The sequence below is a fragment of the Pseudomonas sp. GW456-L12 genome, from assembly GCF_059424045.1.
In genome coordinates this window covers 16,342-33,593 of the sequence record NZ_JBWKZA010000034.1, presented here as the reverse complement: position 1 = coordinate 33,593, position 17,252 = coordinate 16,342, and the positions used below count along the sequence as shown (strand labels likewise).

Sequence of the window (17,252 nt, the reverse complement as noted above, 5' to 3'; positions counted from 1 at the left end):
CGCTTCTTATAAGAACGAGGAACGAGCATGACCGACAAGCCCGGTTACCGGCGCCCGCAACCAGGTACTCAGCCTGATTACCTGCACCCGGCCTACAAATCCACCAACACCCGCTCGCCGTCCAAACCGCTGGTGTTCCTGCCCCATTCGCTGTCGGAAATCACCGGCCCGACCATCGGCGCCGATTACCTGCAGGACAAGGATAACGACCTGACCGCCCAGCATGCCGGCGAGCCCCAGGGCGAGCGCATCATCATCCACGGCCGGGTGCTGGACGAGAACGGCCTGCCGGTGCCGGGGATCCTGGTGGAGATCTGGCAGGCCAACGCCGCCGGTCGCTACAACCACGACCGCGACCTGCACGACGCACCGCTGGACCCGAACTTCACCGGCACCGGGCGTACTGTCACCGATGCCGATGGCTGGTACCAGTTCCAGACCATCAAGCCCGGTGCCTATCCCTGGGGTAACCACCACAATGCATGGCGTCCGGCGCATATCCACTTCTCGCTGTTCGGCCCGAGTATCCTCACGCGCCTGGTGACCCAGATGTATTTCCCGGGCGACCCGCTGCTGGCCTACGACCCGATCTACAACTGCGTGCCGGACACTAGCGCCAAGGAACGCCTGATCGCCAGCTTCGACCTGGAGAAAACCATTCCGTCCTACGCCCTTGGCTACCGTTGGGACATCGTCTTGCGCGGCCGCGATGCCACGCCGATGGAGAAATAAGATGACGCTGACTGCGACCACATCCCACACCGTCGGCCCGTACTACCACATCGGCCTGACCTGGCTGAACCGCGAAGACCTGACCCAGGCCGAGACCCTCGGCGAGCGGGTGGCGATCAGCGGCCAGGTGGTGGACGGTAACGGCGATTTCGTCAACGACGCCATGCTGGAAATCTGGCAGGCCAACGCGGCCGGCAAGTACGACCACCCGGAAGACGATCAGGCCAAGGCCCTGGACCCGAACTTCCAGGGCTTCGGCCGGGTGCCGGTGGATGGGGAAGGGCGTTTCCGTTTCACCACCATCAAGCCGGGTACCGTACCTGGCCTGAAAGGCTCGACCCAGGCGCCGCACCTGGTGGTACTGGTATTTGCCCGGGGCCTGGTCAAGCACCTGCTGACCCGTATCTACTTCGACGGCGAGCCAGCCAACGCCGCCGATCCGCTGCTGGCCTGCGTGCCCGAAGAGCGTCGCACCACCTTGCTGGCCAAGGCCGATGCACCGGGCTACTACCAGTGGAACGTGATCCTGCAGGGTACCGACGCGGAAACGGTGTTCTTCGATTATTGAGTGTGCCTGGGGGGATCGCGAGCAAGCTCGCTCCTACATGACCGCAGTTGAATCACGGCATCGTGACCGACCCATATCCTGTAGGAGCGAGCTTGCTCGCGATAAGGCCGAATAGGCCGACACCTCCAAGGTCGTCTTGCGGAACGGGACTGTTACAAAGTATGTCTAGACTCACCACGTCCCCAAAGAGTGAAAAGCCATGACAACGTTAACCAGTCACTACACGACCGAGGAGCGCAGCAAGAGGATCTTCGCGATCGTCGGCGCTTCCTCCGGCAACCTGGTCGAATGGTTCGACTTCTACGTCTATGCCTTCTGCGCGATCTATTTCGCCCCGGCGTTTTTCCCCTCCGACGACCCCACGGTGCAACTGCTCAATACCGCCGGCGTGTTCGCCGCCGGGTTCCTGATGCGTCCTATCGGCGGCTGGCTGTTCGGCAGGGTGGCCGACAAGCACGGGCGCAAGAATTCCATGATGATCTCGGTGCTGATGATGTGCGCCGGCTCCTTGGTCATCGCTTTCCTGCCAACCTACGCCAGCATCGGCGCCTGGGCGCCGGCGCTGCTGCTGATGGCGCGGCTGTTCCAGGGCCTGTCGGTGGGCGGTGAATATGGCACCACCGCGACCTACATGAGCGAAGTCGCGCTCAAGGGCCAGCGCGGGTTCTTCGCGTCCTTCCAGTACGTGACCCTGATCGGCGGGCAACTGCTGGCGGTGCTGGTGGTGGTGATCCTGCAACAGTTCCTCGACGAGGCGCAGCTCAAGGCCTGGGGCTGGCGGATTCCGTTCGTGATTGGCGCCATTGCCGCCCTGATCTCCCTGCTGCTGCGGCGCTCGCTGAAAGAAACCACCAGCAAGGAAATGCGTGAAGACAAGGACGCCGGCAGCGTGGCCGCGCTGTTCAAGCATCACTCGAAGGCCTTTGTCACCGTGCTGGGCTACACCGCCGGCGGCTCGCTGATTTTCTACACCTTCACCACCTATATGCAGAAATACCTGGTGAACACCGCCGGCATGCACGCCAAGACCGCCAGCTACATCATGACCGGCGCGCTGTTCCTGTACATGTGCCTGCAGCCGCTGTTCGGCATGTTGGCGGACAAGATCGGCCGGCGTAACTCGATGCTCTGGTTCGGCGCGCTGGGCACGCTGTGCACCGTGCCTATCCTGCTGACCTTGAAAACCGTTACCAGCCCGTTCCTGGCCTTCGTGCTGATCACCCTGGCCCTGGCGATCGTCAGTTTCTACACCTCCATCAGCGGCCTGGTAAAAGCCGAGATGTTCCCGCCGCAAGTGCGGGCGCTGGGGGTCGGCCTGGCCTATGCGGTGGCCAACGCACTGTTCGGCGGTTCGGCGGAATACGTGGCCCTGGGCCTGAAATCCCTGGGCATGGAAAACACCTTCTACTGGTACGTGACGGCGATGATGGCGATTGCCTTCCTGTTCAGCCTGCGCCTGCCGAAACAGGCGGCGTACCTGCACCACGATCTGTGACCTGTCCGCGTGCGTCCGTCGCGGACGCACGCCCCAAAGGATTGTTTATGAGCACACCGGCGAGCAACCAACTGTTCGATGCCTACTTCACCACCCGCGATATGCGCGCGGTGTTCTGCGACCAAGGCCGGGTCCAGGCCATGCTCGACTTCGAGGCCGCGCTGGCCCGGGCCGAGGCCCGGGTCGGGGTGATCCCGGCCGTGGCGGTGGCGCCGATCGAGGCGGCCTGCCGGGCCGGGCTCTATGATTTTTCCGCCCTGGGCCAGGCCATCGCCACGGCGGGTAACTCGGCGATTCCACTGGTCAAGGCCCTGGGCAAACAGATCGCCAAGAGCGACGCCAGCGCCGAGCGTTATGTGCACCTGGGCGCCACCAGCCAGGATGTGATGGACAGTGGGCTGGTCCTGCAAGTGCGGCAGGCGCTGAGCTTGATCGATAATGACCTGGCGCGCCTCGGCGGCATCCTGGCCGCCCAGGCCCAGCGCTATGCCGACACGCCCATGGCCGGCCGCACCTGGCTGCAACATGCCACGCCGGTCACCCTCGGCATGAAGATCGCTGGCTGGCTGGGGGCAGTGAGCCGCAGTCGCGAGCGCCTGGCGCAGCTCAAGCCACGCCTGCTGGTGCTGCAGTTCGGCGGTGCCTCCGGGACCCTCGCGGCCCTGGGCGAGCAGGCCCTGCCGATTGCCCAGGCCCTGGCCGAGGAGTTGCAACTGAGCTTGCCGGAACAGCCCTGGCATACCCAGCGCGACCGGCTGGTGGAGTTCGCTTCGGTACTCGGCCTGATCGCCGGCAGCCTCGGCAAGCTCGGCCGTGACATCAGCCTGCTGATGCAGACCGAGGCGGCGGAAGTCTTCGAGCCGTCGGCGCCGGGCAAGGGCGGTTCCTCGACCATGCCGCACAAGCGCAACCCGGTGGGCGCGGCGGTGTTGATCGGCGCGGCGACCCGGGTGCCCGGGTTGCTGGCGACGATGTTCAGCGCCATGCCCCAGGAGCACGAACGCAGCCTGGGCCTGTGGCACGCCGAATGGGAAACCCTGCCGGAGATCTGCTGCCTGGTGTCCGGCGCCTTGCAACAGGCGCTGCTGGTGGCCGACGGGCTGGAAGTCGACGCCGCGCGCATGGCCAGGAACCTCGACCTGACCCAGGGGCTGGTGCTGGCGGAGGCCGTGAGCATCGCCCTGGCCCAGCGCCTGGGTCGCGAGACCGCGCACCATCTGCTGGAGCAATGCTGCAAGCGCGCGGTGGCCGAACAGCGGCATCTGCGCGCGGTGCTGGGGGATGAGCCGCAAGTGACCGCCGAGCTGTCGGCGGCGGAACTGGATCGCCTGCTGGACCCGGCGCATTACCTCGGCCAGGCGCACGCCTGGGTCGAGCGCGCCGTGGCCGAACATTTAGCCTTGAACGCCTGAAGGAGACTGCCGTGGCATTCGTACAACTCGCCGATGGCGAACTGCATTACCAACTGGACGGCACGGCCGATGCGCCGGTGCTGGTCCTGTCCAACTCCCTGGGTACCGACCTGCACATGTGGGACATGCAGATTCCGGTCTTTACCAAGCACTTCCGGGTGCTGCGTTTCGACACCCGTGGCCACGGCAAATCCCTGGTCACCGAAGGCCCCTACAGCATCGAGCAATTGGGGCACGATGTGCTGGCGCTACTGGACGCGCTGCATATCCAGCGTGCGCATTTCTGCGGCCTGTCCATGGGCGGGCTGATCGGCCAGTGGCTGGGTATCAATGCCGGCGAGCGCCTGAACAAACTGGTGGTGTGCAACACCGCGGCGAAGATCGGCGACCCGTCGGTATGGAATCCACGGATCGAAACCGTGCTGCGCGACGGCCAGGCGGCCATGGTCGCATTGCGCGATGCCTCGATCGCCCGCTGGTTCACCCCGGACTTCGCCGCGGCGCACCCGGACCAGGCCAAGCTGATCACCGACATGCTGGCGGCCACCTCGCCCCAGGGCTATGCCGCCAACTGCGCGGCGGTGCGCGATGCGGATTTTCGCGATCAATTGTCGGCGATCGAGGCGCCGACCCTGGTGGTGTCCGGTACCGAAGATGCGGTCACGCCACCCTCGGGCGGGCACTTCATCCAGGAGCGCGTGCGCGGCGCCGAATACGCCGAGTTCCATGCGGCGCACCTGTCCAACGTCCAGGCTGGCGCTGCGTTCAGCGAGCGGGTCGTGGCATTTTTGCTGGCCGACCAGCGTATTTAAGGAGCCCCCCGTGGACGAGAAACAACGTTACGCCGAAGGCATGCAAGTGCGTCGCGCGGTGCTGGGCGATGCCCATGTCGATCGCAGCCTGAGCACCCTGACCGAGTTCAACTCGGAGTTCCAGGAAATGATCACCCGGCATGCCTGGGGCGATATCTGGACGCGTCCGGGCCTGCCGCGTCATACCCGCAGCCTGATCACCATCGCCATGCTGATCGGCATGAACCGCAACGAAGAGCTCAAGCTGCACCTGCGCGCCGCCGCCAACAATGGCGTGAGCCGCGCCGAGATCAAGGAAGTGATCATGCAGAGCGCGATCTACTGCGGCATTCCGGCGGCCAACGCAACCTTCCACCTCGCCGAGTCGGTGTGGGACGAGCTGGGCGTCGAATCCCGCGGCTGATAACCCACGACCTATATAACGAACGCGGCGCCGAGCAACTCGGCGCCGCTGCGTTTTCCCTGTCGGAGCGAGCTTGCTCACGATGAGCCTGAGAGCGCCACGTTCAGCCCGTCAGTACGCGTCATCGTTGACGATCATCGCGAGCAAGCTTCGCTCCTACAAAAAACAAGGCCAGCCCCGGGGAACGGGGCTGGCCTTGGTTCTGGTGTGGGCGAGCGAGTGGGCTTACAGCAGGCTGATCGGGTAGCTGATGATCAGGCGGTTCTCGTCGAACTCGTTGGTGCTGAAGTCGCGGCGCATGGTCGAGTTGCGCCATTTGACGTTGAGGTTCTTGAACGTGCCGCTTTGCACGGTGTAGGCCAGTTCGCTCTCGCGTCCCCATTCCTTGCCGTCGGTGATGGTGCCGGTGTGCACGTTGTCGCCCTTGATGTAGCGGTTCATCAGGGTCAGGCCGGGGAAGCCGACCGCGACGAAGTTGTAGTCATGGCGCAGCTGCCAGGATCTTTCCTGGGCGTTGTCGTAGCTGGCGTTGTAGCTGTCGTTGGCCAGGGTGCCGCCGCTGGTGCCGTTGACGCGCATCCAGGCGCTGTCGCCGGTGAGTTTCTGCAGGCCGACGTAGAAGGTGTGGCCGCCGTACTTGGCCGAGAACAGGCCCGACCAGGTCTTGTTGTCCAGGTCGCCGGCGCGGGCGCTGCCATCTTCCTTGCCGTAGAAGAAGCCGATGTTGGCGCCCAGGGTCCAGTCGCCCAGCGGCTGGCTGTGGATCAGGTTGAGGTATTGCTGGCTGTAGATGTCCTTGAGCTGGGCGTTCCACACCCCGACCTGGGTGCGCTTGTCGTTGAAGCTGTATTCGCCGCCCTGGAAGTTGAAGCGGTCGGAGGTGAAGGCCGCTTTGCCGGTCATCGACATGTCGCTCATGCTGCTGTCGTCACGCGGGCTGTTGGCGCGGAACTGGCCGCCGTAGAGGGTCAGGCCGTCAATTTCCTTCGAGGTGATCTGGCCGCCACGGAAGGTCTGGGGCAGGGAGCGACCGTCGTCCGAGCGCAGGATCGGCAGCACCGGCATCCATTCACCGACCTTGACCTCGGTCTGCGACAGGCGGGCCTTGAATGCCACGCCCGTGCGGCCGAAGTGGTCGGCCGGGCGCCCGTCGTGATCCAGCGGCAATAACTGGGTACCGCCGGTGCCTTTGCCGCCATCGAGCTTCAACGAATACAGCCCCAGCACGTCCATGCCGAACCCGACGGTGCCTTGGGTGAAGCCGGATTTGGCATCGAGGATGAAGCTCTGCGTCCATTCTTCAGCCTTGCCCTGGGCCTTGCCCGGGTTGGTGAAGTTGCGGTTGATGTAGAAGTTGCGCAGGTTCAGGTTGACCTTGGCGTCTTCGAGAAAGCCGGACTCCGCGGCCATGACCGGCAGGGCCGTGCTGGCGATGCTGACAGCCAGCAGGCTGGGCAGCAGTGAATAGGGAGTGCGAGTGGATGGCTTCATGGATCGGGCTCTCTAATTGTTAGGGGTGAGGCTGGGCGCTGCCGCAACGTCAGGTTGCAGACAAGGTTGAAACCGGGAGGGTGGATGGAACGGAATCAGCCGGAGCGGGCAGGGCGCGGGGTCATGATGACGAACCTGTTGTTATTGGTTTTTGTAGGTGCGGGGAATGGTGCGTTGGATCAACGGCCCTGTTCAATTGGTCTTGGCGGGTTTTGGGCGATTAACGAACACAAGCGACGGCGGTCTTCGGCCCATAAAAAAACCCACCGCAAGGTGGGTTTTTTCAAGCGTCATGCACTCAGAACAGCTTCAGTGGCGGTGCCTCTTTGCTCACTTCCGCTTGCTGCGAACCTTGCTCGTTCCAACCGCCGCCCAGGGCCTTGTACAGGTTGACCTCGCTGGTCAGCTGCGCAAGCCGGTCGGTGATCAACGCTTGCTGCGCGCTGAACAGCGAGCGCTGGGCGTCGAGGAAGGTCAGGTTGCTGTCGACACCGATGCGGTAGCGACGTTCGGCCAGGCGGTAGTAGTCCTGGTTGGCATTGACGAAGTCACGCTGGGCCTGCAACTGCTGGTTGTAGGTCTGGCGTGCGGCCAGGCCATCGGAGACTTCCTGGAAGGCGGTCTGGATGGACTTCTCGTACTGCGCGACGTTGATGTCTTTCTGGATTTTCGAGTAATCCAGGCTGGCGCGCAGGCTGCCGGCGTTGAAGATCGGGATATTGATCTGCGGCGCGAACGACCAGGTGCCCGAACCGCCCTTGAACAGGCCGCCCATATCCGGGCTCAAGGTCCCGGCATTGGCGGTCAGGCTGATGCTCGGGAAGAACGCCGCGCGTGCCGCGCCAATACTGGCGTTGGCGGCTTTCAGGTTGTGCTCGGCGGCGAGGATGTCCGGGCGGCGTTGCAGCAGTTCCGACGGCAGGCCGGCGGGCAACTCGCTGAGCAGGTCGGCCGACAACGGCTGCGGGCTCGGCAGGTTGGCCGGGATCGAGGTACCCAGCAGCAGGGTCAGGCTGTTTTCGTCCTGGGCCACCTGGCGGGTATAACGCGCCAGTTGCACCCGGGCGTTTTCCACCGAGGTCCGCGCCTGGCTCAGGTCCAGGGCCGAGGCCACGCCGACTTCGTTGCTGCGCGAGGTCAGGCGGTAGCTCTCCTCGTAGGCCGCCAGGGTGTCCTGGGTCAGCTTGAGCAGTTCCTTGTCGGCCTGCCAGGTCAGGTAGGCGTTGGCCACGCTGGCCACCAGGCTGATCTGCGTGCTGCGCCGGGCTTCTTCGCTGGAGAAGTAGGTCTGCAAGGCCTGCTCGCTCAAGCTGCGAACGCGACCGAACAGGTCCAGCTCATAAGCGCTGACACCCAGGGTTGCCGAGTACTGGCTGGAGATGGCCGCTTCACCGGTCTGCGACAGCCGTGCCGGGGTGCGTTGACGGCTGCCGCTGCCGTTGGCCGAGATCGCCGGGAACAGGTCCGCGCGCTGGATCTGGTACTGCGCGGCGTAGGCGTCGATGTTCAGCGCCGCGACCCGCAGGTCGCGGTTGTTCACCAGCGCGGTCTGGATCAGCTGCTGCAGGGCAGGGTCATGGAAGAACTGCCGCCAGCCCTGTTCGGCGGCTGCCTGGTTGGCAGCCTCCGCAGGCGAATAGGCCGGCCCTTGCGGGTATTGCGCCGCGACCGGCGCTTGCGGCTGCTGATAATCCGGTATCAGCGAGCAACCACTCAGCACGGCGGCGGTGATTGCGAGGGAGAGTAGCGACTTGCTCATTGGCCAGCCTCTTCAGGAGTTTCGGTAGGTTGCGCTTCGAGTGCCTTGCGGCGGCTCATCGAGGACACGGTGACGAAGAACAAAGGCACCCAGAATATCGCCAGGACAGTCGCGGTGAGCATACCGCCAATCACGCCGGTACCGATCGCATGCTGGCTACCCGAGCCTGCGCCGGTGGAGATGGCCAGCGGTACCACACCGAGCACGAAGGCCAGGGAGGTCATGATGATCGGACGCAGACGCATGCGGCAGGCTTCGATCGCCGCGTCCACCAGGCTGCGGCCCTGCTCGTGCAGTTCCTTGGCGAACTCGACGATCAGAATGGCGTTTTTCGCCGCCAGGCCGATGGTCACCAACAGCCCCACCTGGAAGTACACGTCGTTGGACAGGCCGCGCAGGCTGGTCGCCATCAGCGCACCGATGATCCCTAGCGGCACCACCAGCATGACCGCGATCGGAATCGACCAGCTTTCATACAGCGCCGCCAGGCACAGGAACACCATCAGCAGCGACAAGGCGTACAGCGCGGGAGCTTGCGAGCCCGACAGGCGTTCCTCGTAGGACAGGCCGGTCCAGGAGATACCGACACCGGCCGGCAGCTTCTTGGCGATGGCTTCGACTTCGGCCATGGCTTCACCGGTGCTGTAGCCCGGCGCCGGGGCACCCAGGACTTCCACCGCTTCCACGCCGTTGTAGCGAGCCAGTTTCGGCGAACCGTAGATCCACGTGCCCTTGGCGAAGGAGGCGAACGGCACCATGGTCCCGGCGCTGTTGCGCACGTACCACTTCTTCAGGTCCTCGGGGCTCATGCGAGCGTTAGGCTGACCCTGGATGTACACCTTCTTCACCCGACCGCGGTCGATGAAGTCGTTGACGTAGCTACTGCCCAGGGCAATCGACAAGGTGTTGTTGATGTCGGAGATGGTCACGCCCAGGGCGCTGGCCTTCTCGTCATCGATTTCCAGCTGGTACTGCGGCTCGTCGTTCAGGCCGTTCGGACGCACCTGGGACAGGATCTTGCTTTGCGCCGCCATGCCGAGGAACTGGTTGCGCGCCTCCATCAGTTTCTCGTGGCCGATACCGGCGCGGTCCTGCAGGAACACGTCGAAACCGGTGGCGTTACCCAACTCCAGTACCGCCGGCGGGGCGAAGGCGAACACCATCGCGTCACGGAAGCTGAAGAAGTGCTGCTGGGCACGGGCGGCCAGGTTGAACACGCTGTTTTCCACGGAGCGTTCGTCCCACGGCTTGAGCATGATGAACGCCATGCCCGAACTCTGGCCACGACCGGCGAAGTTGAAGCCGTTCACGGTGAAGACCGAGGCCACGGTGTCCTTTTCCTTGTCCAGCAGGTAGGCGCGCATTTCATCGACTACCACCTGGGTCCGCTCGGAACTGGAACCGGCCGGGGTCTGTACCTGGGCGAACAGTACGCCCTGGTCTTCTTCCGGAAGGAACGCAGTCGGGATGCGGGCGAACAGCCAGATCATGCCGACCACGATCAGCACGTAGGCCAGCAGGTAAGGCGCCTTGTGCTGCAGGATGTTGCCCACGCCACGCTCGTAGCTTTTGACGCTGCGGTCGAAGGTCCGGTTGAACCAGCCGAAGAAGCCGCGTTTCGGCGCGGCGTGTTCGCCGTGGGGAATGGCCTTGAGCATGGTGGCGCACAGGGCCGGAGTGAAGATCAGGGCAACCAGGACCGACAGGGCCATGGCCGAGACCACGGTGATCGAGAACTGCTTGTAGATCACACCGGTGGAACCGCTGAAGAACGCCATTGGCAGCAGTACCGCCGACAGCACCAGGGCAATACCGACCAGGGCGCCCTGGATCTGGCCCATGGACTTCTTGGTCGCTTCCTTGGGTGACAGGCCTTCCTCGGCCATTACCCGCTCGACGTTTTCCACCACGACGATGGCGTCGTCCACCAACAAGCCGATGGCCAGCACCATGCCGAACATGGTCAGGGTGTTGATGCTGAAGCCGGCGGCCGCGAGGATGCCGAAGGTACCCAGCAACACCACCGGAACGGTCATGGTGGTGATGACGGTGGCGCGGAAGTTCTGCAGGAACAGGAACATCACCAGGAACACCAGCACGATCGCTTCGACCAGGGTTTCAACCACACCCTTGATCGACTCGGTCACCACCGGGGTGGTGTCGTACGGGAATACCACTTTCATCCCTTCCGGGAAGAACGGCTCCAGGTCGCTGATGGTCTTGCGCAGGGCCTTGGCGGTGTCCAGGGCGTTGGCGCCGTTGGCCAGTTTCACGGCCAGGCCGGAAGCCGGGGCACCGTTGAACTGGGCACTGACGGAGTAGTTTTCACCCCCCAGGCCGACATCGGCGACGTCGCCCAGACGCACTTGCGAGCCGTCCGCGTTGACCTTCAGCAGGATGGCCTTGAACTGCTCGGCAGTCTGCAGGCGGGTCTTGCCGATGATGGTGGCGTTCAGTTGCTGGCCTGGCAGGGCTGGCAAGCCACCGATCTGGCCGGACGACACCTGGACGTTCTGCGCCGCCACGGCGTTTTTCACGTCGACCGGAGTCAGGTTGAAGTTGTTCAGCTTGGCCGGGTCGAGCCAGATACGCATGGCGTACTGGGCACCGAACACCTGGAAGTCACCCACGCCCGCGGTCCGCGAGATCGGGTCCTGCATGTTGGACACGATGTAGTTCGACAGGTCGTCCTTGGACATGCTGCCGTCCTCGGAAACCACACCGATCACCAACAGGAAGTTCTTCACCGCCTTGGTCACGCGAATACCCTGTTGCTGCACTTCTTGCGGCAGCAGCGGGGTGGCCAGGTTCAGCTTGTTCTGCACCTGGACCTGCGCGGTGTCCGAGTTGGTGCCCTGCTCGAAGGTCGCGGTAATGGTCATGCTGCCGTCGGAGTTACTTTCCGAGGACACATAACGCAGGTTGTCGATACCGTTGAGCTGCTGCTCGATGACCTGGACCACGGTGTCCTGCACGGTCTGTGCGGAAGCGCCTGGGTAGGTCACGGAGATGGCGATCGCTGGAGGCGCGATGCTCGGGTATTGGTTGATCGGCAATTTGAGGATCGATAGAGCCCCGACCAGCATGATCACCAGGGCGATTACCCAGGCGAAAATCGGACGGTCGATAAAAAATTTCGACATGGTTTACTCCCCTTTGCCGCCTGCAGCTTTGTCAGTTGCCTGTGCAGTGGCCGGGTTTTTTGCTGGAACGTTGGTCGCTTCGCTGGCTTTGACTTCGACGCCAGGTCGGACGAATTGCAGCCCTTCGGTGATCAGGCGATCACCGGCCTTCAGGCCGTCCTCGATCAGCCACTGGTTGCCGACGGTGCGGCTGGCCTTGAGCTGACGCAGTTCAACCTTGTTGTCCGGACCAACCACCAGGGCGGTCGGTGTGCCCTTGAGGTCGCGGGTCACGCCTTGTTGCGGGGCGAGGATCGCCGCGGCATTCACGCCGGCCTGCAGTTGCGCGTGCACGAACATGCCGGGCAGCAGGGTGTGTTCCGGGTTCGGGAACACCGCGCGCAGGGTCACGGAACCGGTGGTTTCGTCTACCGACACTTCGGAGAACTCCAGCTTGCCGTCGAGCTTGTACTGGCTGCCGTCTTCCAGGGTCAGCTTGACCTTGGCGGCGTTGTCGCCAGCCTTCTGCAGGCGACCGCTTTCCAGCTCGCGGCGCAGTTCGAGCAGTTCCACCGACGACTGGGTGACGTCGACGTAGATCGGGTCGAGTTGCTGGATGGTTGCCATGGCGGTGGACTGACCGTTGCTGACCAATGCGCCTTCGGTGACCGAAGAACGGCCGATACGCCCGGAGATCGGCGACAGCACCTTGGTGTAGCGCAGGTCGATCTGGGCGCTCTGCAGCGCGGCTTCCGATTGCAGGCGGTTGGCGACGGCGGTGTCGTATTCCTGGCGGCTTACGGCTTGCTCGTCGACCAGCTGCTTGTAGCGATCGGAGATCGACTTGGTCGATTGCAGGTTGGCCTGGGCGCTCTTGAGGGTCGACTCATAGACCGACGGATCGATCTGATAGAGCTGCTGACCTTCCTTGACGTCGCCGCCTTCCTTGAACAGACGCTTGAGAATGATGCCGTTGACCTGAGGACGGACTTCGGCGATCCGGAACGCAGTGGTGCGCCCTGGAAGCTCGGACGTCAGGGTAAAGGCTTGAGGTTGCAGGGTGACTACGCCGACCTGAGGGGCTTGTGGGGCGGGAGCCGCCTCTTCCTTTTTACATCCGCTGAGCAGCGATGCCAGGGCGACGGCAGTGACCAGAGCGGTAACAGCTGGCTTGAGTTGCATGAAGATCCTCGGGTCAGGCGCGCAAAATGCGCACTCGAAAAGTGGAAGGGTAAAAAACGAGTGCTGAGTGGATAAGTAGCTTGCTAAGGAATATACTTACGTTCATGGTTGTTTGTAAATACCTTAGCGGCGTACCCATTCGGTTACAAAAGCCGTTGCAAGTGTCGAATTGTAGGCTGGGCAAACGGCACCCGAGATGCCGTTCCATATTTATTCAGATGAGCTTCATGCATCGCTGAAACATCCTGATCGAGGTTTACTGCCATGGTCCGTCGTACCAAAGAGGAAGCTCAAGAAACCCGCAAACAGATACTCGAGGCGGCTGAAAAAGCCTTCTACGAGCGCGGTGTGGCGCGTACCACCCTGGCCGATATCGCGGCGTTGGCCGGTGTCACGCGTGGAGCCATTTACTGGCATTTCAGCAACAAGGCGGATCTGGTGCAGGCCATGCTCGATACCTTGCGCGAGCCGCTGAATGAAATGGCCAGGTCCAGTGAAGACGAAGAGGAAGTCGATCCGCTGGGATGCATGCGCAAGCTGCTGATTCATTTGTTTCATCAAATTGCCCTGGACCCGAAAACCCGACGCATTAATGAGATTTTGTTTCACAAGTGCGAATTCACCGATGAAATGTGCGACTTGCGGCGCCAGCGTCGCGCGGCCAGCCTGGATTGCAACGTGCATATCGAGCTGGCGTTACGCAATGCCGTGAAGCGGGGACAACTGCCCGAGAACCTCGATACTGCCCGGGCGGCCATCAGCATCCACGCCTATATTGATGGCATTCTTTATCAGTGGCTGTTGGCGCCGGACAGTTTCGAACTCCATAAGGAAGCGGAGCGCTGGATCGATACCGGATTGGACATGCTGCGCCTGAGTCCCAGCCTGCGTAATTGAGACAAAATGCGGAATTACGTCGGCAGATGTCAACGTTTGCGCGTTATAAAACGCGATGTTTCATTCGTCACGGCTCACCGGGATGCCTTTATATACGTGCCGACTTTATCTTGATAGATAGCGAGCTACGTATTTTGTAGGGAAATTGTTGCGAGTATGTGAATGAGTGTGAGTACCGCGGCTTACAAGGGCACCGAGCAACCGGTCAAAGGTATAGCACTGATTTGCCTGGCGGTTTTACTGTTCGCCAGTCATGACACCCTGTCCAAATACCTGTCCGGGTTCTATCCCATCGTCATGGTGGTCTGGGCCCGGTATGTGGTGCACACGCTGTTGATGCTGGTGGTGTTCGTGCCGCGCAGCGGTTTCTCCGCCGTGGTGCGTACCAAGCGCCCGGGCCTGCAACTGTTGCGCGCCTTGTGCCTGATCGGCACCAGCCTGTTTTTCACCACCGGCCTGCGTTATATCCCCCTGGCCGAGGCCACCGCGGTCAACTTCCTCGCGCCTTTGCTGGTTACTGCCTTGTCCGTGCCGCTGCTGGGCGAGCGGGTGACCCGCAGCCAGTGGCTGGCGGTGCTGGCCGGCTTCGTCGGGGTATTGATCGTGATTCGTCCGGGCGGCGCCTTGTTCACCCCGGCGATCCTGCTGCCGCTGTGCTCGGCCTTGTGTTTCGGCTTCTATCAGTTGCTCACCCGCAAGCTCAGCGGTGTCGACAGCCCCACTACCAGCAACTTCCTCACCGGGATTCTCAACAGCCTGATCATGAGCGCGGCGCTGCCGTTCTTCTGGAGCACGCCGACCCTGGGGCACGCCCTGTTCATGATCGGCCTCGGGACCTGCGGCATGCTCGGCCACCTGTTGCTGACCCAGGCTTTCCGCCATGCCGCGCCGGCGATGCTGGCGCCATTCAGCTACGGGCAGATTCTATTCGCCGGCATGTACGGCTACCTGATCTTCGATCACACCCCGGACAGCTTCGCCATAGTCGGGATCGCGGTGATCTGCCTCAGCGGCCTGGCCGTGGCCTGGGGCCAGCGCAAACGCGGCTGATCGCGCCCCACCTTCAGGTGAACGCGAATGAAAAAGCCCCGGCTCTTGCGAGTCCGGGGCTTTTTATTGAAGCGTCTTACAGCGTCGGGTAGTCGATATAGCCGACCGGGCCCTTGGCGTAGAACAGCTCGGGACGCGCGTCGTTCAGCGGTGCATCGGCCTTCAGGCGGGCCGGCAGGTCCGGGTTGGCGATGAAGGGCACACCGAAGGCCACGGCATCGGCCTTGCCGCTGGCCAGCCAGGCGTTGGCGCTGTCCTTGGTGAAGCGTTCGTTGGCGATGTAAGGGCCGCCGAAGGCTTCTTTCAGTTGTGGGCCGAGGCTGTCGGCGCCTTCTTTCTCACGCGAGCAGATAAAGGCGATACCGCGTTTGCCCAGCTCGCGGGCGAGGTAGGTGAAGGTTTCCGAGAGGTTCTCATCACCCATGTCGTGCAGGTCGGCACGGGGCGACAAGTGCACGCCCACACGGCCGGCGCCCCAGACTTCGATCGCCGCGTCAGTCACTTCCAGCATCAGCCGCGCCCGGTTTTCCAGGGAGCCGCCGTACTGGTCGGTGCGCTGGTTGGTGGAGCTTTGCAGGAACTGGTCGAGCAGGTAGCCGTTGGCGCCGTGGATTTCCACGCCGTCGAAGCCGGCGGCCTTGGCGTTCTCGGCACCGACGCGGTAGGCGTCGACGATGTCGGCGATTTCAGCGGTTTCCAGGGCACGCGGGGTCGGGAAGTCGGCCAGCGGACGCACCAGGCTGACGTGGCCCTTGGGCTGGATGGCGCTGGGCGCGACCGGCGCTTCGCCGTTCAGATAGCTCGGGTGGGAGATCCGGCCCACGTGCCACAGTTGCAGGAAGATCTTGCCGCCCGCGCCGTGAACGGCCTTGGTCACGTTGCTCCAGCCGCGCACCTGGTCGTTGGACCAGATGCCCGGGGTGTCCGGGTAACCCACGCCTATCGGGGTCACCGAGGTGGCCTCGCTGAGGATCAGGCCGGCGGAGGCGCGTTGTACGTAGTACTCGGCCATCAGCGCGTTCGGTACGCGGCCTTCGTCGGCGCGGCAGCGGGTCAGCGGCGCCATGATGATGCGGTTGGCCAGCTCGAGGTCGCCGAGTTTGATCGGATCGAAAATAGTCGTCATGAAATACACCCTTCTTTAGATGAACGTATCAGTTGGTGGCAGGAGCCAGTTCGGCATTTCCGCCCTGGCGAAAGGTAATCAGCGTCACCAGCAGGGCCAGGACCGCCAGCGCGGCGGCCGCCAGCGGCACGTTGACCAGGCCGTAGCCGTGGGCGATGACGCTGCCGCCGACCCAGGCGCCCAGGGCGTTGCCGATGTTGAAGGCGCCGATGTTCAGCGTGGACACCAGGTTCGGCGCGGCCTTGCCGAAGGTCACCACGTTGACCTGCAGGGCGGGCACCGCGGCGAAGCAGGCGGTGGCCCAGAGGAACAGGGTGACTTCGGTGGGGATCAGCGCGACGCTGGTCCAGGTCAGCACGGAGCTGGTCACGGCCATGGCGATCAGCACGCCGACCAGGGTTCCCGACAGGCTCTTGTCGGCCATCTTGCCGCCGATGATGTTGCCCAGGGTCAGGCCCAGGCCGATCAGCCCCAGGGTCCAGGTCACGCCCTGGGGCGAGACGCCGGTCACCTCGCCCAGCAGCGGGGCGACATAGGTGAATAGGGTGAACACTGAGGCGGAGAACAGCGCGGTCATGCTCAGCGACAGCCAGATCCCGGCGCCCTTGAGGGCGATCAGTTCCGAACGCATGTCGAGCTTCTCTTCGTCGCGCTTGGCGGGCAGGAAGCGGATCAGGCCGATCAGGGCAATCACGCCGATCACGGTCACCGCCCAGAAGGTCGAACGCCAGCCGGCCTGCTGGCCCAGGGCGGTGCCCAGCGGTACGCCGAGCACGTTGGCCAGGGTCAGGCCGGTGAACATCAGGGCCACGGCGGAGGCACGCTTGTTGGCGGGCACCAGGCCTGCCGCGACCACCGAACCGATACCAAAGAAGGCGCCATGGCACAGGGCGGTGACCACACGGGCGAACATCAGCACGTCATAGTCACTGGCCAGCGCGCACAGCAGGTTGCCGACGATGAAAATCCCCATCAGCGCTACCAGGGCGGCCTTGCGCGGCAGCCTGGCGGTGGCCAGGGCCATGAACGGCGCGCCGATCGCCACGCCCAGGGCGTAGCCGGTCACCAGCCAGCCGGCGCCGGGGATCGACACACCCAGGTCGTTCGCCACATCGGGCAGCAGGCCCATGATGACGAACTCAGTGGTGCCGATGGCGAAGGCGCTCAAGGCCAGGATGAGGAGCGAGAGGGGCATTGTCGGGT

14 protein-coding genes are annotated in these 17,252 nt (G+C 63.4%); 8 read left to right on the top strand and 6 right to left on the bottom strand.

All coding sequences use genetic code 11. The annotated features are described in order from the left end of the window. The first annotated feature begins 27 nt into the window (after positions 1 to 27). The 6 genes from pcaH (at position 28) to pcaC (ending at position 5,422) form a co-directional block, all read left to right on the top strand. Positions 28 to 732 carry a protocatechuate 3,4-dioxygenase subunit beta gene (gene pcaH, locus AC07Y9_RS27755; RefSeq protein ID WP_009042500.1) on the top strand — a complete coding sequence of 235 codons (705 nt, stop codon included), beginning with the start codon at positions 28 to 30 and terminating at the stop codon, positions 730 to 732. A 1-nt stretch (position 733) separates the two neighbouring features. Then, positions 734 to 1,300 (top strand): protocatechuate 3,4-dioxygenase subunit alpha, encoded by a 567-nt coding sequence (gene pcaG / locus AC07Y9_RS27750; protein ID WP_102681342.1) that lies wholly within the window; start codon positions 734 to 736, stop codon positions 1,298 to 1,300. A 199-nt stretch (positions 1,301 to 1,499) separates the two neighbouring features. Beyond that, complete coding sequence (locus tag AC07Y9_RS27745; protein ID WP_102681341.1) at positions 1,500 to 2,795, top strand: MFS family transporter; 1,296 nt, start codon at positions 1,500 to 1,502, stop codon at positions 2,793 to 2,795. 47 nt (positions 2,796 to 2,842) lie between these two features. Continuing rightward, on the top strand, positions 2,843 to 4,207 hold the full coding sequence (locus AC07Y9_RS27740) for a 3-carboxy-cis,cis-muconate cycloisomerase (protein ID WP_102681340.1): 1,365 nt from the start codon (positions 2,843 to 2,845) through the stop codon (positions 4,205 to 4,207). Positions 4,208 to 4,218: 11 nt separating this feature from the next. Further along, a complete protein-coding gene (gene pcaD, locus AC07Y9_RS27735) occupies positions 4,219 to 5,019 on the top strand; it encodes a 3-oxoadipate enol-lactonase (RefSeq protein WP_102681339.1) in 801 nt (266 codons plus the stop codon). Between the two features lie 10 nt (positions 5,020 to 5,029). Continuing rightward, positions 5,030 to 5,422 carry a 4-carboxymuconolactone decarboxylase gene (gene pcaC / locus AC07Y9_RS27730; protein WP_007926582.1) on the top strand — a complete coding sequence of 131 codons (393 nt, stop codon included), beginning with the start codon at positions 5,030 to 5,032 and terminating at the stop codon, positions 5,420 to 5,422. A 225-nt stretch (positions 5,423 to 5,647) separates the two neighbouring features. Here the strand turns inward: pcaC and AC07Y9_RS27725 are convergent, their stop codons facing one another. From AC07Y9_RS27725 to emhA, 4 genes are all read right to left on the bottom strand, one after another. After that, the gene (locus AC07Y9_RS27725; RefSeq protein WP_102681435.1) at positions 5,648 to 6,913 is read right to left on the bottom strand and encodes an OprD family porin; all 1,266 of its coding nucleotides are present in this window, start codon (positions 6,911 to 6,913) and stop codon (positions 5,648 to 5,650) included. Between the two features lie 298 nt (positions 6,914 to 7,211). Then, on the bottom strand, positions 7,212 to 8,672 hold the full coding sequence (adeC, locus tag AC07Y9_RS27720; RefSeq protein WP_053259877.1) for an AdeC/AdeK/OprM family multidrug efflux complex outer membrane factor: 1,461 nt from the start codon (positions 8,670 to 8,672) through the stop codon (positions 7,212 to 7,214). Next, positions 8,669 to 11,815 (bottom strand): efflux RND transporter permease subunit EmhB, encoded by a 3,147-nt coding sequence (emhB, locus tag AC07Y9_RS27715; protein WP_102681434.1) that lies wholly within the window; start codon positions 11,813 to 11,815, stop codon positions 8,669 to 8,671. Before emhB ends, adeC begins: the two co-directional genes overlap by 4 nt. A gap of 3 nt (positions 11,816 to 11,818) precedes the next feature. Continuing rightward, entirely contained in the window at positions 11,819 to 12,976 is a 1,158-nt protein-coding gene (gene emhA / locus AC07Y9_RS27710) for an efflux RND transporter periplasmic adaptor subunit EmhA (protein ID WP_009042509.1), read from the bottom strand. A 264-nt stretch (positions 12,977 to 13,240) separates the two neighbouring features. On the opposite strand from emhA, the gene emhR reads away from it, so the two are divergent. After that, positions 13,241 to 13,873, top strand: coding sequence for an efflux system transcriptional repressor EmhR (gene emhR / locus AC07Y9_RS27705; RefSeq protein ID WP_087089193.1), 633 nt, complete (start codon positions 13,241 to 13,243; stop codon positions 13,871 to 13,873). 162 nt (positions 13,874 to 14,035) lie between these two features. Then, complete coding sequence (locus AC07Y9_RS27700) at positions 14,036 to 14,923, top strand: DMT family transporter (protein WP_101337046.1); 888 nt, start codon at positions 14,036 to 14,038, stop codon at positions 14,921 to 14,923. 76 nt (positions 14,924 to 14,999) lie between these two features. Here the strand turns inward: AC07Y9_RS27700 and AC07Y9_RS27695 are convergent, their stop codons facing one another. Both AC07Y9_RS27695 and AC07Y9_RS27690 read right to left on the bottom strand, forming a co-directional pair. Continuing rightward, complete coding sequence (locus tag AC07Y9_RS27695) at positions 15,000 to 16,049, bottom strand: alkene reductase (protein ID WP_007926565.1); 1,050 nt, start codon at positions 16,047 to 16,049, stop codon at positions 15,000 to 15,002. A gap of 28 nt (positions 16,050 to 16,077) precedes the next feature. Beyond that, on the bottom strand, positions 16,078 to 17,244 hold the full coding sequence (locus tag AC07Y9_RS27690) for an MFS transporter (RefSeq protein WP_102681433.1): 1,167 nt from the start codon (positions 17,242 to 17,244) through the stop codon (positions 16,078 to 16,080). Between the last annotated feature and the right edge of the window lie 8 nt (positions 17,245 to 17,252).

Excerpts from the sequence above, each read along its gene's own strand:
- pcaH (WP_009042500.1), top strand. The coding sequence starts at position 28 with ATGACCGACAAGCCCGGTTACCGGCGCCCGCAACCAGGTACTCAGCCT.
- pcaG (WP_102681342.1), top strand. The coding sequence starts at position 734 with ATGACGCTGACTGCGACCACATCCCACACCGTCGGCCCGTACTACCAC.
- AC07Y9_RS27745 (WP_102681341.1), top strand. The coding sequence starts at position 1,500 with ATGACAACGTTAACCAGTCACTACACGACCGAGGAGCGCAGCAAGAGG.
- AC07Y9_RS27740 (WP_102681340.1), top strand. The coding sequence starts at position 2,843 with ATGAGCACACCGGCGAGCAACCAACTGTTCGATGCCTACTTCACCACC.
- AC07Y9_RS27725 (WP_102681435.1), bottom strand. The coding sequence starts at position 6,913 with ATGAAGCCATCCACTCGCACTCCCTATTCACTGCTGCCCAGCCTGCTG.
- adeC (WP_053259877.1), bottom strand. The coding sequence starts at position 8,672 with ATGAGCAAGTCGCTACTCTCCCTCGCAATCACCGCCGCCGTGCTGAGT.
- emhB (WP_102681434.1), bottom strand. The coding sequence starts at position 11,815 with ATGTCGAAATTTTTTATCGACCGTCCGATTTTCGCCTGGGTAATCGCC.
- emhA (WP_009042509.1), bottom strand. The coding sequence starts at position 12,976 with ATGCAACTCAAGCCAGCTGTTACCGCTCTGGTCACTGCCGTCGCCCTG.
- emhR (WP_087089193.1), top strand. The coding sequence starts at position 13,241 with ATGGTCCGTCGTACCAAAGAGGAAGCTCAAGAAACCCGCAAACAGATA.
- AC07Y9_RS27700 (WP_101337046.1), top strand. The coding sequence starts at position 14,036 with ATGAGTGTGAGTACCGCGGCTTACAAGGGCACCGAGCAACCGGTCAAA.
- AC07Y9_RS27695 (WP_007926565.1), bottom strand. The coding sequence starts at position 16,049 with ATGACGACTATTTTCGATCCGATCAAACTCGGCGACCTCGAGCTGGCC.
- AC07Y9_RS27690 (WP_102681433.1), bottom strand. The coding sequence starts at position 17,244 with ATGCCCCTCTCGCTCCTCATCCTGGCCTTGAGCGCCTTCGCCATCGGC.